Raw genomic sequence first — 14,571 nt, forward strand, 5'->3', positions numbered from 1 at the left:
AGCAAAGGAGGCGCCTGACAAAACCGTCGCGGGCGGCAGTGATTTGTGGCTAAGCAGCGCAAGCGTGCTCTGGCACGGTGAGCATCGCAGGCCGCAAAGCGCAAGGAGCAGCAGCATTGTTCAGCCGCCGGGGAAATTCGGGAAATAGGTGCCCATGATCCAGGTCAGGGCACCGCAGAACACCACGGCAAAAAACAGGGCAATGAGCAGCTTGCCGAACTTGGGAATACCCTCTTCTTGCGTCTTGACTTCATTTGACATGAAAATTCTCCGCACGGTGGTGGAACAGGTAGTATATCCACAATCTTGAAACCTATTCCATGCTTTGTCGCAGACATGCGGCATGCAACTCTGGCACCCTATGGACAGCATCGATCTTGAAGTTCTGAAAACCAGCGCCGCCTGGCTGGCCGCCGGCCACCGTTGCGAACTCGTCACCGTCATCAAGACCTGGGGCTCCAGCCCCCGTCCGGTGGGCGCCACCCTGGCCATCTGCGACGACGGCACGGTGGTCGGCTCCGTCTCCGGCGGCTGCATCGAGGATGACTTGATCGACACCGTCCGCGTACACGGCATCGTGCGCGCGCTGCCAGAAATCGTCAGCTACGGCATCAGCGCAGACGAGGCGCACCGTTTCGGCCTGCCCTGCGGCGGCACCATCGAACTGGCCATCGAGCCGCTGCATGCGCACAGCCGCGTGGCCGAACTGCTGGCGCGCCTGGAAGCGCATGAACTGGTCGAACGCCGCCTCGACCTGCGCACTGGCAACGTCACCCTGCAAAGCGCCGTGCCGGGTGCCGCCCTGACCCTGGAAGACGCCGTGCTCACCACGCAGCATGGCCCACGCTGGCGCCTGCTGATCATCGGCGCCAGCCAGTTGTCGCGCTTCGTGGCGCAGATCGCCACGGCCATGGATTACCACGTCATCGTCTGCGACCCGCGCGAGCAATACCGGGATGGCTGGAACGTGCCCGGCGTGCCCCTGCTGCACGCCATGCCGGACGATCTCGTGCTCGAATTGAAGCTCGACAGCCGCAGCGCCGTCGTCGCCCTCACCCACGATCCCAAGCTCGACGACCTGGCCCTGATGGAAGCACTCAAATCACCGGCTTTTTACGTGGGCGCCATCGGCTCGCGCGCCAACAATGCCAAGCGCCGCGAGCGGCTGCTGCAGTTCGACGTCAGCGCGCAACAACTGGCCCGCCTGCATGCGCCGATCGGCCTGTACATCGGCAGCAAGACGCCGGCCGAAATCGCCATTTCCATCCTGGCCGAGCTGACGGCCGTGAAGAACGGCGTGCCCGACGCCCTGCAAATCCAGCACGCGGCAGCCCTCAGCCCAGCTGGCACCGAGATCTGCGCGCGCTAAAGGCAAAAAGCAAGAAACGCGCTGCGCCCGCCTCGCCTGCCTGCTACCTTCCTTCACTTTGGCCCACCATGACCCTGCTGCACTGGACCCTGCCCCTGCCTGCCGGCTACCGCCGCGATGATGTCATCGCCTTCCACAGCCGCGATGCGCAAGGCGTGGCCGAACAGGTCACAGCAAACGGGCTGCGCAAGGGCATCGTGCTGCAAGGCCTGCCTGTCGTGCTCGATGTGGCGTTCACGCACGACGGCGCCGTCTGCCAGGCCGACATCGACGGCAATGACAATACCGTCACCGCACTTCAAACGCACCTGCACGACGCGCTGCTAAACATCCTCGGCCTGCGCATCGATCCGCAGCCGTTCGCCCTGCTCGCTGCCAGCGATCCGCTACTGGCGCCTTTAATTCGCAGCAATCCGGGCTTACGCATCGTGCAGTCGGCCAGCCCCTTCGAGGCGCTGACCTGGGCCATCATCGGCCAGCAGATCAATTTGCCGTTCGCCATTGCGCTGCGCCGCAGCTTCATCTTGCAGGCAGGGCGCGCGCACAGCAGCGGTGTGTGGTGCTACCCGGAGGCGCGCGACGTGGCGCGGCTGTCGGTGGAAGAACTGACCAGCCGCAAATTCTCGCGCGCCAAGGCGGAAACCGTGCTGCGCCTGGCGCGCCTGGTCAACGAGGGAGAATTGTCGCTGGCGCTGCCGCCTTGCGGCGACGTGACGGCCATCTCGCAGGCGCTGCTGGCCGTGAAGGGCATCGGCCCGTGGAGCGTCAATTATGCGCTGCTGCGCGGCTACGGCTACGCCGATTGCTCGTTGCATGGCGACGTGGCGATACGCGCCGCCCTGCAAAAGCTGCTCGGCGAGGTGACGAAACCGGACATGGCGCGCACGCAGCACTGGCTGCGCCAGTATGCGCCGCACCGCAGCATGGCCGCCGCCCACCTGTGGGCCAGCCTGCATGCAAAAAATATTCCACCAGCGGCGGAATAAACAGGGAGCACCTTGCGTCTATCCCTTGCAAGCCCCAAAAAACTCAAGGAGACCATCATGCGCTTTACTCAGCTTACCGCTACCAGCTTCGCCCTCGCCACCCTGTTGTCCGCACCGCTGGCCTTCGCCGCCGATGTCATGCCCGCCAACGGCATGCTGGTCAACGCCACAGGCATGACAGTGTATGTATTCGACAAGGATGTCGCTGACAGCGGCAAGAGCGCCTGCAGTGGTGGCTGCCTGGTCGCCTGGCCCGCCGTCATCGCCACCGAAGCGGCGCCCGCCGCGCCGTATGGCAGCATCAAGCGCGAAGACAATGGCGCCATGCAGCTGACCTACAATGGCAAGCCCCTGTACCTGTACAAGGAAGACAAGAAGGCGGGCGACATGGCCGGCGACAACTTCAAGAATGTGTGGCACGTCGTCAAGCCGTAAGCAGCCATTCCCGCCGCCGCGATGACCACGCCAGAGGACAGTCGACAGCTGCAAGCGTGCCTGCCCAGCCTGCGCCGCTATGCGCGCGCGCTGGTGGGCGCCCTGCACGGGGACGACCTGGTGCAGGACACCGTGGAGCGTGCCTGGCGCAGACTGGATCAATGGCAGCGCGGCGGTGAGATGCGGCCCTGGCTGTTTTCTATCATGCACAACCTGCACGTCGATCAATTACGCCGCCCCGGCCTGTCCCTGGAGGAGCTCGACGACGACAGCGTGCTGCCCGCACCGGAACGCGCGCCGGGGCAAGCGATCGCCATCGGTGAAATGGATGCGGCGCTGGCCAGCTTGCCGCTGGGACAGCGCGAAGTCATCCTGCTCGTCGCGCTCGAGCAGATGGCCTACGAACAGGTGGCGGCCACTCTGGACATCCCCGTCGGCACTGTCATGTCGCGCCTGTCACGCGGACGCGACAAACTGCGCACCCTGCTCGATGGCCGCCCTGCTGGCAGCCAGGGCAGCGGCCCACCCACCCTGAAAGTCGTGAAATGACAACGCCAGCCATCAGCGAAGCGCAATTGCATGCCGCGGCCGACGGCGTCCTGCCCGAGGAGCAGCACGCGGCCATCGACGCCCACCTGCGCGCGCACCCGCAAGACGCCGCCAGGGTGGCTGCCTGGCGCGAGCAGAACCGGCAATTGCGTGCCCTGTTCGATCCGCTGCAGCAGGAAGCGCTGCCACGGGCGCTACTGCAGGCTGCTGCCCCGCCGGCAGCCAATTACGTCCGGCACCAACGCGCCATGCAGGCGGCTGCGGCTGTCGTGCTGGTGTTCGCCGGCGCCATGAGCGGCTGGCTGCTGCGCGGCGATGCCGGCGCCGCCGCTGACATGCAGGCCGCCAGCGCCAGCCCCCTGGCCCTGGCGCGTAGCGCCGCCATCGCCCATGCCGTCTACACGCCCGAAGTGCGCCACCCGGTGGAAGTGGGCGTGGAACAAGAGGCGCACCTGGTGCAATGGCTATCGAAACGCCTGGGTAGCACCTTGCAGCCACCCGTGCTGTCGACGCTCGGCTATCACCTGATCGGCGGGCGCCTGCTGCCCGGCGACGGCAATGGTCCCGTGGCACAATTCATGTACGAAGAAAGCACTGGCAAGCGCCTGACCCTGTACGTGGCCAAGGAACGGGCCGGCAGGCGCGAAACGGCCTTCCGCTATACGCAGGAGCAGGAACTGGGCGTGTTTTACTGGATCGATGCCCAGATGGGCTACGCTCTCTCGGCCAGGCTGCCAAAAACCGAGTTGGGCAAGATCGCCGACGCCGTATATGCGCAGCTCGAAACGCAGCGCTGAACTACGCCTAAGCGCTATTGCAGCCGCTAAAAACAGCAGCAAGCCAGGGGCCGATAGGCACGGCAAGCCTTGCGCTGCAGCACATGGCAGCTGGTGCTACCATCGCACGCTGATGCACTGATGCGCTGATCCGTCTGCCGGACGACCGTCACGCTTGCCCAAACCATCCCCACCCCGAGGAATACACATGACGACCCTGAGCATCAATGGCAAGCAGCACGCGCTTGCCCTGCCTGAAGATACGCCCCTGCTGTGGGCCCTGCGCGACGAACTGGGCATGACCGGTACCAAATTCGGCTGCGGCATGGCCCTGTGCGGCGCCTGCACCGTGCACCTCGATGGCGAGGCTATCCGCTCCTGCGTGACGCCGATATCGGCCGCCGCCGGCAAGAACATCACCACCATCGAAGCGGTGGGCGAAGACAAGGTTGGCCTTGCACTACAGCATGCCTGGCAAGAACACGGCGTGCCACAATGCGGCTATTGCCAAGCCGGCCAGATCATGTCGGCCACGGCCCTGCTGCACAAGACGCCAGCGCCGAACGACCGGCAGATCCGCGAAGCGATGAGCGGCAACATCTGCCGCTGCGGCACCTACACGCGCATTCACGCGGCCATCAAGCATGCCGCAGCGGCCATCAACGCAAAAGGAGCGGCCAAATGAGCATCCCTGAAAACAACCGTGCCCCCGCCTCGCCTGCACGGCGCAACTGGCTCAAGGCGGCCGGCGCGCTGGCCGGTTTGAGCCTGGTGGCCGGCCCCTCCGGCCTGGTGATGGCGGCCGACGCCGTCAAATATGGCGGCGACAAGATGGCCGGCGGCGTGGTCGACGATACCCTGGTATTTCTGTCGATCAGTGCCGACGGCATCGTCACCATCGTGGCGCACCGCTCCGAAATGGGCCAGGGCATCCGCACCAGCTTGCCCATGGTGGCGGCCGACGAACTGGGCGCCGACTGGGCACAGGTACGCGTGCAGCAGGCGCCCGCCGACGAAGCGCGCTACGGCAGCCAGGACACGGACGGTTCGCGCAGCATGCGCCACTCGTTCCGTGCCATGCGCCACGTGGGCGCCACGGCGCGCCTGATGCTGGAAACAGCTGCCGCCGCGCGCTGGGACGTGCCAGTGACGCAAGTCAAGGCCGTCAACCATGCCGTCGTGCATGCGGCCAGCGGGCGCTCACTGTCGTTCGGCGCCCTGGCAGAACAAGCGGCCAAACTGCCGGTGCCGCCGCGCGCGCGCATCAGCCTGAAAACAGCCGGCGAACTGCGCTATATCGGGCAAACCAGCACGCGCGGCATTGACCTGCACGATATCGTCACCGGCAACACCCACTTCGGCATCGACACGCGCCTTGATGGCATGGCGTATGCCGTCATCGCCCGTCCGCCCGTCTTTGGCGGCAAGCTGAAAAGCGTGGACAAAACGGCGGCCCTGAAGGTGCCTGGCGTGCTGCGCATCGTCGAACTGGCGGGCAGTCCACCACCAGCCATGTTCAATCCGCTCGGTGGCGTAGCCGTCATCGCCAGCAATACCTGGGCCGCCATCAAGGGCCGCGAAGCGCTGCTGCTGGAGTGGGAAGACGGCCCGAACGGCACCTACGATTCAAAGGCTTTCCGCAAGACGCTGGAAGCGGCCGTGCGCCAGCCGGCCAAGCCGGCGCGCGACCAGGGCCAGACGGTGGCCACTCTGGCCGCCACTGCCGCCACGCGCAAACTCAGTGCCGAATATTATCTGCCCCACCTGGCGCACGCCACCATGGAGCCGCCCGCCGCCACCGTGCGCATCGTCGATGGCAAGGCCGAAGTGTGGGCCTGCGTGCAAGCGCCGCAGGCGACGCGCAGCAACGTGGCCACGGCACTGGGTCTGGCGTATGACGACGTGACCGTCCACGTGACCCTGCTGGGCGGCGGTTTCGGGCGCAAATCAAAACCCGATTTCGCCGTCGAGGCGGCGCTGCTGTGCAAGGCCATGGATGGCGCGCCCGTCAAGCTGACGTGGACGCGCGACGACGACCTGCAGCATGACTATCTGCACACGGTGTCGGTCGAACGGCTGGAAGCGTCGCTCGACGCAAAAGGCATGCCGACGGCCTGGCTGCACCGCACGGCCGCACCCACCATCGCCTCGACCTTTGCCGCCGGTGCGAACCAGCAGGCGCCGTTCGAGCTGGGCATGTCGGCCATCAACGTGCCATTCGCCATTGCAAACATCCGCGTCGAAGTACCCGAAGTGCCGGCCCACACGCGCATCGGCTGGTTCCGTTCCGTCTCGAATATTCCGCACGCATTCGCCATACAGTCGTTCACGGCCGAACTGGCGCACGCGGCAAAGAAGGACCACCGCGACTACCTGCTGGCGCTGCTCGGCCCGGCGCGCAAAATCAACCCGGCCGACCTGTCCGATGGCTGGAACTATGGCGAAGACCCGGCCAAGTACCCGGTCGACATCGGTCGCATGCGCCACGTGATCGAGCTGGCGACAGCCAAGGCGGGCTGGGGCCGCAAATTGCCCAAGGGCCGGGGGCTGGGGCTGGCCGTGTCTTACAGCTTTGTCACCTATGTGGCGGCCGTGATCGAGGTGGAGATCAATGCGGCCGGTGAAGTCATCGTGCCCAGGGTCGATATCGCCATGGATTGCGGCCCGCAGATCAACCCGGACCGCGTGCGTTCGCAGATCGAAGGCGCTTGCATCATGGGCCTGTCCCTGGCCATGAGCGGCGAAATCAGCTTCAAGAATGGCCGGGTCGAGCAAAGCAATTTCCACGACTACAGCGTGCTGCGCGCCGCCGATGCGCCGCACGTGATCCATACGCACCTGGTGCCCGGCACCCTCGATATGGAACTGGGTGGCGTGGGTGAACCGGCCACGCCGCCTATCGCGCCGGCCCTGTGCAACGCCATCTTCGCCGCCACGGGCAAACGCATCCGCGCCCTGCCCGTGGGCATGCAACTGGCGAAGAAAACCTAACAGTGCCGCGCGGCAGGCAACTGCAGCGCGGCGGCGGCTACCACGGCGGCGCTGGTGGCCGCCGGTGGTGTATTTGCGCCAGGCACATCATTGTCAGGCACATCATCGTCAGGCACATTACAACGAAAAAACCGCTGATCCTCTTGCGAGAAATCAGCGGCTTCGAAATGGTTGCGGGGACAGGATTTGAACCTGTGACCTTCGGGTTATGAGCCCGACGAGCTGCCAGACTGCTCCACCCCGCACTCGAATTATATACCAGATTGTTGCGCGGCGTAAAGGGCAAGATTTGACAATGTGATTCTGCCCCCTCCTGCCCCGCGTCCCGCAGCTTACCCTTGGCCAGGAATGAAAAAAGCCGCTGATCTTTTGCAAGAATCAGCGGCTTTCAGGTATTGGTTGCGGGGACAGGATTTGAACCTGTGACCTTCGGGTTATGAGCCCGACGAGCTGCCAGACTGCTCCACCCCGCAGACGAATTATAAGGGCAAACGGACAGCTTAGGCAATAGCTATCTCAACTTAAACTGCAATAGAGCTATTTAATAAAAGTGTGTCAAAAAGTGCGTAAAAAGGCGCGGCCAGTTGCCGCTTGCCATTGTGTCGGCCTGTCACGCCACGGCGCACGCAATAGGTGTACAGTAGGCGTTACACTATAGCCTTCCCCGATGCCACCCCTATCCCAAGCCCGCCCATGAAATTTTGCTCCGAATGCGCCCATCCTGTCAGCCTCTCCCTTCCGGAGGGCGACAACCGTCTGCGCTATGTCTGCGCCAACTGCGACGCCATCCATTACCAGAACCCGAAAATGGTGGTCGGCTCCATCCCCGTCTGGGAAGAGGATGGCCAGTTGCAGATCTTGCTGTGCAAGCGGGCCATCGAGCCGCGCCTGGGCTACTGGACCCTGCCGGCCGGCTTCATGGAAAACGACGAAACCACGTCCGACGCGGCCGAGCGCGAAACGGTGGAGGAAGCGGGCGCCAATATCGAGCTGGGGCCCCTGTTTTCGCTGCTCAACGTACAGCGCGTGCATCAGGTGCACCTGTTCTACCTGGCGCGCTTGCGCGACCTCGATTTCGCGCCGGGCATCGAAAGCCTGGAGGTGCAGCTATTTACGCAAGCGCAAATCCCCTGGGATGACCTGGCCTTCCCCACCATTCGCACCACGCTGGAACTGTTCTTTGCCGACCGCGTGAACATTCGCGAGGGCGGCAGCTACGGCTTCCATACGGGCGACATCACGCGCCCGATGCCGCGCCCGGATGCAGAGCAAGCTCCCGAGTAAGCCTACACCACCTGCCACCTTTGACCGCCGCATGATTACCTGGCTAGACATCCACACCCCGTTCCCCGACGTCTCGCGCGCCCTGACCGAGGAAGCGCCCGGTCTGCTGGCGGCCGGCGCCGACCTGTGGCCCGCGCGCCTGCTCGACGCCTACAAGCACGGCATCTTCCCCTGGTTTTCCGAAGGCCAGCCCATACTCTGGTGGAGCACCGACCCGCGCATGGTGCTCATGACGGAGGACTTCAAGGTCTCCGACAGCCTGGCCAAGGCGATCCGCAAGGTCGAGCGCAGCGCCGCCACGGACGGACGCTGGCAACTGCGCTTCGATAGCGACTTCGACGCCGTAATGCGCGCCTGCGCCGCACCACGCAAGGATGGCCCTGGCACCTGGATTTCCGACGAAATCATCGCCGGCTACACGGGCTTGCACAAGCTGGGCTATGCGCATTCGTCGGAGCTGTGGCTGGACGGGGAACTGGTGGGCGGCGCATATGGCGTGTCGATAGGACGCATGTTCTACGGCGAATCGATGTTCGCGCGCGTCTCGGATGGCTCGAAGATTGCGCTAGCGCAACTGGTACGTTTTTTGAGAGCGCGTGGCGTGACCATGATCGACTGCCAGCAAGAAACAAAACACCTGGCCTCGCTAGGCGCACTACCCATTTCGCGCGCATGCTTCCTGGCCCATGTACGCATCGCCATTGAAGCGGCGCAAATCACCGATTGGCAGACTGCAACGCCAGCGTAAAAAAGCTATGATAACGCCACGCAGAGCTCCATTGCCGCGGCCAGACCAGACAGGATCAGCATGACGCACCTGAACGAACTACCGTTTGCCACCCTGCAGTTCTACACGACAGCGCCCTACCCGTGCAGCTACCTCGACGAGCGCCAGGCGCGCTCACAGGTGGCCACACCTTCGCACCTGATCAACAGCGACGTGTATTCGGAACTGGTGCGCAACGGCTTTCGCCGCAGCGGCATCTTCACCTACCGCCCGTATTGCGATGGCTGCCAGGCCTGCATTCCCGTGCGCGTGGTCATGCAGTCCTTCACACCCAACCGCAACCAGCGCCGCGCATGGAGCCGGCACGCCGACCTGCAGGCGGGCGTGGCCAACCTGTCCTTTCTTGACGAGCACTACGAGCTATATCTGCGCTACCAGAGCACGCGCCACGCCGGTGGCGGCATGGACCAGGACAGCCGCGACCAGTACGCGCAATTCCTGCTGCAAAGCCGGGTCAACACGCGCCTAGTGGAATTTCGTGATGCTAGCGGCACGCTGCGCATGGTCAGCATCATCGACGTGCTGGCCGATGGCCTGTCGTCCGTCTATACTTTTTTTGATCCCGACGTGGCGGGCGCCTCCTACGGCACCTATAACGTGCTGTGGCAAATCGCCCAGGCGCGCGAACTGGGCCTGCCGTATGTCTACCTGGGCTACTGGATCGCGCAAAGCCCGAAGATGGCCTATAAAATCAACTTCAAGCCGCTGGAAGCACGCATCAAGGGGCAGTGGGTGATCCTGTAAATTAAACCCAACGGCAGACACTGGGGTCGTACCCTGAGGGTACGACCCCGGCCCTTGCTATTGGGGTCGAATTGCCACCCTACTTGCTCTTGTCCGGAAACGCCGGACGTGCAGGCAGCACAGGCGGGTTCTTCGCCAGTTCGGCCTGGATCACTTGAATCGCTTTTTCCAGCTGGGGATCGCGCCCGGCGATGACGTCGGCCGGCGTTTGCTCGACTTCGATATCGGGCGGCACGCCTTCGTTTTCCACGCCCCAGCCGTTTTCGCGCGTCCAGAACGCCAGGTTCGGCGCCGTGATGAAGCCGCCGTCCATCAACACGGGAAAGCCGAGCACGCCCACCAGGCCACCCCACGTCGCCTTGCCGATCAGCGGCCCCATATTATTTTTGCGAAACATCCACGGCAGCAGGTCGCCGCCCGAGCCGGCCGTCTCGTCGATCAGCATGGCGCGCGGCCCCTGGATCGAGGCCGACGGCGTCTTCATGTCGGCGCCGTAGCGCATGGTCCACCAGGCGATTTCCTTCTTTTGTAAGATCTCGATGTAGTAATCGGCCACGCTGCCGCCGCCATTGAAACGCTCGTCGACGATGATGGCCTGCTTGTCCGCCTGCGGGAAGAAATAGCGCTTGAAGTAGGTGTGGCCCAGGCTTGCCGTATTGGGCACGTACACGTACGCCACTTTGCCGCCGGTTGCCGCATGGACCTTGCGCATATTGCCTTCGATCCAGTCGCGGTTGCGCAAGGCATCTTCGGTCGCCACCGGCACCACGCTGATCGTGCGCGCGCCCTTGCCGTCGGCCGATGGCCCTACGGTCAGGTCGACGGCCTTGCCGGCCGTGTTTTCAAACGCGCTGTACAAATTGGTCGGCGGCAGCAAAGGACGACTATCGACGGCCAGCAGGTATTCGCCCGCCTTGACGTTCAGGCCCGGCTCCGTCAGCGGCGCGCGCAGGGCCGGGTTCCAGTTCAAGCCGCCATACACCTTCTTGAAGCGGTAATGGCCGTCTTTGACCTCATAATCGGCGCCCAGCAAACCACCGGGCACCTTCTTCGCCTCGATAAAATCGTCGCCGCCGCCGCCGCGATGGTGACCCACGGCCAGTTCGCTGCACATCCACTGGATCAAACGATTCAGGTCGGCGCGACTCGACAGCTCGGGCAGGAAGACGGCGTACTTGTCGCGCATGGCCTTCCAGTCCACGCCATGCATGCCCGGGTCATAGAAATAATCGCGGTTGATACGCCAGACCTCGTTGAAAATCTGCGTCCACTCGGCGCGCGGATCGGCTTTTACCTCGATGGCATCGACCTTGATCTTGCCTTCGCCGGGCGCCAGCAGCTTGCCCGTGGCGCTACCCATGGCCCAGTTATCCTTCTGGCGGTACAGCAGCTTCTTGCCGTCGGCCGACACTTCGTAATCGTCTGCCTCCGCCACCACGGTTTCCGCCTTGCGCTCCTTCAAATCAAAACGCTGCACGGCCTTCTTGCCATCGCTTTCGCGCAGCAGGAAAATCTGCCCCGCAACGCCAGCGGCCAGGCTGGAGAACTGCGCGGCCGGCAACGGCAAGTCGACGATGCGCGTGGCGATGCCGTCGAAATCGATGACTATCGGCGCCACCGGCGCCACCGCCACTTTCGGGTCGTCGCGGCCCGTCTTCGGGTCGACCTTCGCTTCGCTCTTCGCTTCCGGTTCCGCCTTCGCCGTGTCTTTTTTGGCGTCTGTGCTGGCGGCTTTCTCTTCGTCGCTTTCCTTGATCAGGGGCGACGGCAGATCGCGCCGCAGCACGGCCATCCACACGGTGCGCGTCACCAGGTTGTCTTCGTTCTGCTGGGAGAACCAGTTATTACTGGGCCCCGCATTGGTCGAAGCGAAGAAATACAGGTACTTGCCACTCTTGTCGAACACGGGTTCGGCCACGTCGGACAAGCCATCGGTCACCGGCATGGACTTGTTCTGCTCGATGGAATAAATGTAGGCGCTGCGCGTGTAGGTAGGCGAATTGAGCGTGTAGGCCAACCACCGCGAATCGGGCGCCCACGAGGCGCGCATGCTCTTGTCCACGCCATACATAGCTTCCGTGGCGACCTTTTGCAGCTTGCCCGTGCCGACGTCGATCACATACATGCTCCAGCCATTGTCGGCAAACGCAATCTTCTTGCTATCGGGCGACCAGACCGCGTTGTCATAAAAGCCGCTGCCATTGAGCTTGAATTTCTTCACGGCGCCCTTGCCATCCTGCGCGCGCACATGCAGTTCATATTCGCCCGGCTCGTCCGAGAAATACGCGACCGAGCGGCCATCGGGCGACCAGACCGGCGTTCGCTCGTGGGCGCCGGCCGTCTGCGTCAGGTTGCGCACGTCGCCCTTGTCGGCGGGGATGGTGACGATCTCGCCCCGGTATTCAAAGGCGACGCGCGCGCCCGATGGCGAAATCGATGCGTCGCGGATGTATTTTGCATTCTTCACCCAGCGCGGACGCGTCTGCCCCAGGTCGCTGGCCACGCCGATGGTCAGTTTGTGCGCCTGGCCGCTGGCGATATCGAAGGCGTGCAGGTAGCCGGCCTGCTCGTAGACGATCGTGCCGTTCGCCGCCGCCGCGTTCAGCACGGGGAAATCTGCGTGCTGCGTCAACTGGCGCACGGCTTTCGTCTTGACGTCGTAGGCAAACAGGTTGAATTCGCCGCTGCGGTCGGAACGGAAGTAGACGGTGTCCCCCAGCCAGATGGGATCGACGTCATTCGAACGCGTGCTCGGCTGGGGGATTTTTTCGATGGATTTGTCGCTGGAGGAAAACAGCCACAGCCAGGAGTTGGTGCCCCCCCGGTAGCGCTTCCACTGCTTGAAGGCAGGCATCAGCGGGTTGTAGGCGATGCGCTTGCCATCGGGCGAATAGGTGGCGCGCGAGGCATTGGGGATCTCCAACTGGGTTTCCACGCCGCCCGCCACCGGCACCGTAAACAGCTTCTGGAAGCGGTTGTTGAAGGCGGCGCGGGGCGAAGTGAACATCACGCACTGGCCATCGGGCGTGAACGATTGCGCCAGATCGGCACCGGGGTGGAAAGTCAGGCGGCGCGGCACGCCTCCCGCCGCCGCGATCACATACACGTCGATATTGCCGTCAATGTTCGCGCTGTACGCGATCTGGCTGCCATCGGGCGAAAACACCGGATTGGACTTTTCGCCCAGGTCGGAAGTGAGGCGCCGCGCGCCGCCGCCATCGAGGTTCGACAGCCACACATCGCCCGCATAAATGAAGGCGATGTGGCGGCTCGATACAGCCGGTTCGCTCAGCATGCGGGTGTCTTGCGTATTGGGCAGGGCCAGGGCCGAATGGCTCAGCAGCAGTGCGCTGGCGGCGGCGATGGCCGTCAAGATGCGTGTCTTTTTCAATCGGTGTCTCGCTTATAGAAGTCAACAGAACAGAGAAAAAACAGGAAGGTCCGTAGCCCGATGCGAATGAATAAAGAAGCAATATTGCATCAGACCAAAAAGAACTATACACCCGGCAGCGGCGCGGAACACGGTAAAATACGCCACTTATTTCGCGCACCGCCAGCCCGTCCCGGTAGCGCGCACACCAACTCAAAGCGCCCCATGTCTGAAAAATTCCTGTACTCCCTCGCTCGCCCGCTGCTGTTTTCGATGGATGCCGAAGCGGCCCACCATCTCACCCTGCCCGCCCTGAAACGCGCTAGCGCGCTGGGCTTGACGAAGCTGGGCGGAAAGCCCGCTGCCGATCCGCGCACGGTGATGGGCATTACCTTCCCCAATCCCGTGGGCCTGGCCGCCGGTCTGGACAAGGATGGCGCCTACATCGATGCGCTGGCCGACCTCGGTTTCGGCTCTATCGAAGTGGGCACCGTCACGCCGCGCGCGCAGGCGGGCAATCCGAAACCGCGCATGTTCCGCCTGCCGCAGGCACAGGGCATCATCAATCGCATGGGCTTTAACAATGGCGGCGTGGACGCCTTCGTGGCCAACGTGCAGGCGTCGAAGTTTTACCAGCAGCGCGCCGGCGTGCTGGGCCTGAACATCGGCAAGAACGCCGACACGCCCATCGAGCGGGCGGCCGACGACTATCTGCTGTGCCTGGAAAAAGTCTACCCTTACGCCAGCTATGTGACGGTGAACATCTCTTCGCCGAACACCAAGAATTTGCGCCAGTTGCAAGGTGCGTCCGAACTCGACGCCCTGCTGTCGCAGCTCAAAGATGCCCAGGCGCGCCTGGCGGACAAGCACAAGCGCTACGTGCCGCTGGCCCTCAAAATCGCACCGGACATGGATGGCGAACAAGTCAAAAGCATCGCCGAGTCACTCACGCGCCACCGCATCGACGGCGTCATCGCCACCAACACGACCCTGTCGCGCAGTGCCGTCGAAGGCATGCCGCACGGCGCGGAAGCGGGCGGCCTGTCGGGCGCGCCCGTGTTTGCGCTGTCGAACAATGTCATCCGCCTGCTGAAGGCGGAACTGGGCGACGCCTTGCCCATCATCGGCGTGGGCGGCATCATGCAGGGCAAGGATGCCTTGGCCAAGTTCGAGGCAGGCGCGCAGCTGGTGCAGTTGTACAGCGGCCTGATTTATGCTGGCCCGGCGCTGATCAAGGATTGCGCCCGCGCGCTGCGCGGCAAGCAAGCCCGCTAAGGACC

Annotated in this window: 13 protein-coding genes and 2 tRNA genes; 11 read left to right on the plus strand and 4 right to left on the minus strand. The window is 63.7% G+C overall.

Going from position 1 to position 14,571, the window contains the following annotated elements; genetic code table 11:
• Positions 1-120 precede the first annotated feature (120 nt).
• Entirely contained in the window at positions 121-261 is a 141-nt protein-coding gene (locus H4V96_RS16760) for a hypothetical protein (protein WP_193365541.1), read from the minus strand.
• Positions 262-361: 100 nt separating this feature from the next.
• Here H4V96_RS16760 and H4V96_RS16765 point away from each other — a divergent pair, with 100 nt between their 5' ends.
• From H4V96_RS16765 to H4V96_RS16795, 7 genes are all read left to right on the plus strand, one after another.
• Complete coding sequence (locus H4V96_RS16765; RefSeq protein WP_070346401.1) at positions 362-1,369, plus strand: XdhC family protein; 1,008 nt, start codon at positions 362-364, stop codon at positions 1,367-1,369.
• 68 nt (positions 1,370-1,437) lie between these two features.
• Positions 1,438-2,355 carry a DNA-3-methyladenine glycosylase 2 gene (locus tag H4V96_RS16770; protein WP_196854727.1) on the plus strand — a complete coding sequence of 306 codons (918 nt, stop codon included), beginning with the start codon at positions 1,438-1,440 and terminating at the stop codon, positions 2,353-2,355.
• 57 nt (positions 2,356-2,412) lie between these two features.
• A complete protein-coding gene (locus tag H4V96_RS16775; protein ID WP_010400876.1) occupies positions 2,413-2,790 on the plus strand; it encodes a hypothetical protein in 378 nt (125 codons plus the stop codon).
• Between the two features lie 21 nt (positions 2,791-2,811).
• The gene (locus tag H4V96_RS16780) at positions 2,812-3,339 is read left to right on the plus strand and encodes an RNA polymerase sigma factor (protein ID WP_070346398.1); all 528 of its coding nucleotides are present in this window, start codon (positions 2,812-2,814) and stop codon (positions 3,337-3,339) included.
• Positions 3,336-4,136, plus strand: a complete 801-nt coding sequence (locus tag H4V96_RS16785) for an anti-sigma factor (protein WP_196854726.1) — start codon at positions 3,336-3,338, stop codon at positions 4,134-4,136. The genes H4V96_RS16780 and H4V96_RS16785 overlap by 4 nt, the downstream gene beginning before the upstream one ends.
• A 187-nt stretch (positions 4,137-4,323) precedes the next feature.
• A complete protein-coding gene (locus tag H4V96_RS16790; RefSeq protein WP_010400882.1) occupies positions 4,324-4,800 on the plus strand; it encodes a (2Fe-2S)-binding protein in 477 nt (158 codons plus the stop codon).
• A complete protein-coding gene (locus H4V96_RS16795) occupies positions 4,797-7,106 on the plus strand; it encodes a xanthine dehydrogenase family protein molybdopterin-binding subunit (protein WP_196854725.1) in 2,310 nt (769 codons plus the stop codon). The genes H4V96_RS16790 and H4V96_RS16795 overlap by 4 nt, the downstream gene beginning before the upstream one ends.
• Positions 7,107-7,274: 168 nt before the next feature.
• Here H4V96_RS16795 and H4V96_RS16800 read toward each other — a convergent pair.
• Positions 7,275-7,351, minus strand: a tRNA-Met gene (locus H4V96_RS16800).
• A 151-nt stretch (positions 7,352-7,502) separates the two neighbouring features.
• Positions 7,503-7,579 (minus strand) — tRNA-Met (locus H4V96_RS16805).
• Between the two features lie 220 nt (positions 7,580-7,799).
• On the opposite strand from H4V96_RS16805, the gene H4V96_RS16810 reads away from it, so the two are divergent.
• The 3 genes from H4V96_RS16810 to H4V96_RS16820 are packed head-to-tail and all read left to right on the plus strand — an operon-like array spanning position 7,800 to position 9,921.
• Positions 7,800-8,390, plus strand: a complete 591-nt coding sequence (locus H4V96_RS16810) for an NUDIX hydrolase (RefSeq protein WP_010400884.1) — start codon at positions 7,800-7,802, stop codon at positions 8,388-8,390.
• Between the two features lie 31 nt (positions 8,391-8,421).
• Positions 8,422-9,138, plus strand: coding sequence for a leucyl/phenylalanyl-tRNA--protein transferase (gene aat, locus H4V96_RS16815; RefSeq protein WP_196854724.1), 717 nt, complete (start codon positions 8,422-8,424; stop codon positions 9,136-9,138).
• A 60-nt stretch (positions 9,139-9,198) separates the two neighbouring features.
• Positions 9,199-9,921 (plus strand): arginyltransferase, encoded by a 723-nt coding sequence (locus tag H4V96_RS16820; protein ID WP_010400888.1) that lies wholly within the window; start codon positions 9,199-9,201, stop codon positions 9,919-9,921.
• Positions 9,922-10,000: 79 nt separating this feature from the next.
• Here H4V96_RS16820 and H4V96_RS16825 read toward each other — a convergent pair whose 3' ends face one another.
• Complete coding sequence (locus tag H4V96_RS16825) at positions 10,001-13,312, minus strand: S41 family peptidase (protein WP_196854723.1); 3,312 nt, start codon at positions 13,310-13,312, stop codon at positions 10,001-10,003.
• Between the two features lie 204 nt (positions 13,313-13,516).
• Between H4V96_RS16825 and H4V96_RS16830 the strand changes: the two genes are divergently transcribed.
• A complete protein-coding gene (locus tag H4V96_RS16830; protein ID WP_196854722.1) occupies positions 13,517-14,566 on the plus strand; it encodes a quinone-dependent dihydroorotate dehydrogenase in 1,050 nt (349 codons plus the stop codon).
• Positions 14,567-14,571 lie beyond the last annotated feature (5 nt).

It is taken from the genome of Janthinobacterium sp. CG_23.4, from assembly GCF_029892305.1.
GTDB lineage: Bacteria > Pseudomonadota > Gammaproteobacteria > Burkholderiales > Burkholderiaceae_D > Janthinobacterium > Janthinobacterium lividum_D.

Coding starts and splice junctions, on each gene's coding strand:
- aat (WP_196854724.1), top strand. CDS start 8,422: ATGATTACCTGGCTAGACATCCACACCCCGTTCCCCGACGTCTCGCGC.
- H4V96_RS16775 (WP_010400876.1), top strand. CDS start 2,413: ATGCGCTTTACTCAGCTTACCGCTACCAGCTTCGCCCTCGCCACCCTG.
- H4V96_RS16760 (WP_193365541.1), bottom strand. CDS start 261: ATGTCAAATGAAGTCAAGACGCAAGAAGAGGGTATTCCCAAGTTCGGC.
- H4V96_RS16810 (WP_010400884.1), top strand. CDS start 7,800: ATGAAATTTTGCTCCGAATGCGCCCATCCTGTCAGCCTCTCCCTTCCG.
- H4V96_RS16780 (WP_070346398.1), top strand. CDS start 2,812: ATGACCACGCCAGAGGACAGTCGACAGCTGCAAGCGTGCCTGCCCAGC.
- H4V96_RS16765 (WP_070346401.1), top strand. CDS start 362: ATGGACAGCATCGATCTTGAAGTTCTGAAAACCAGCGCCGCCTGGCTG.
- H4V96_RS16785 (WP_196854726.1), top strand. CDS start 3,336: ATGACAACGCCAGCCATCAGCGAAGCGCAATTGCATGCCGCGGCCGAC.
- H4V96_RS16795 (WP_196854725.1), top strand. CDS start 4,797: ATGAGCATCCCTGAAAACAACCGTGCCCCCGCCTCGCCTGCACGGCGC.
- H4V96_RS16820 (WP_010400888.1), top strand. CDS start 9,199: ATGACGCACCTGAACGAACTACCGTTTGCCACCCTGCAGTTCTACACG.
- H4V96_RS16790 (WP_010400882.1), top strand. CDS start 4,324: ATGACGACCCTGAGCATCAATGGCAAGCAGCACGCGCTTGCCCTGCCT.
- H4V96_RS16770 (WP_196854727.1), top strand. CDS start 1,438: ATGACCCTGCTGCACTGGACCCTGCCCCTGCCTGCCGGCTACCGCCGC.
- H4V96_RS16830 (WP_196854722.1), top strand. CDS start 13,517: ATGTCTGAAAAATTCCTGTACTCCCTCGCTCGCCCGCTGCTGTTTTCG.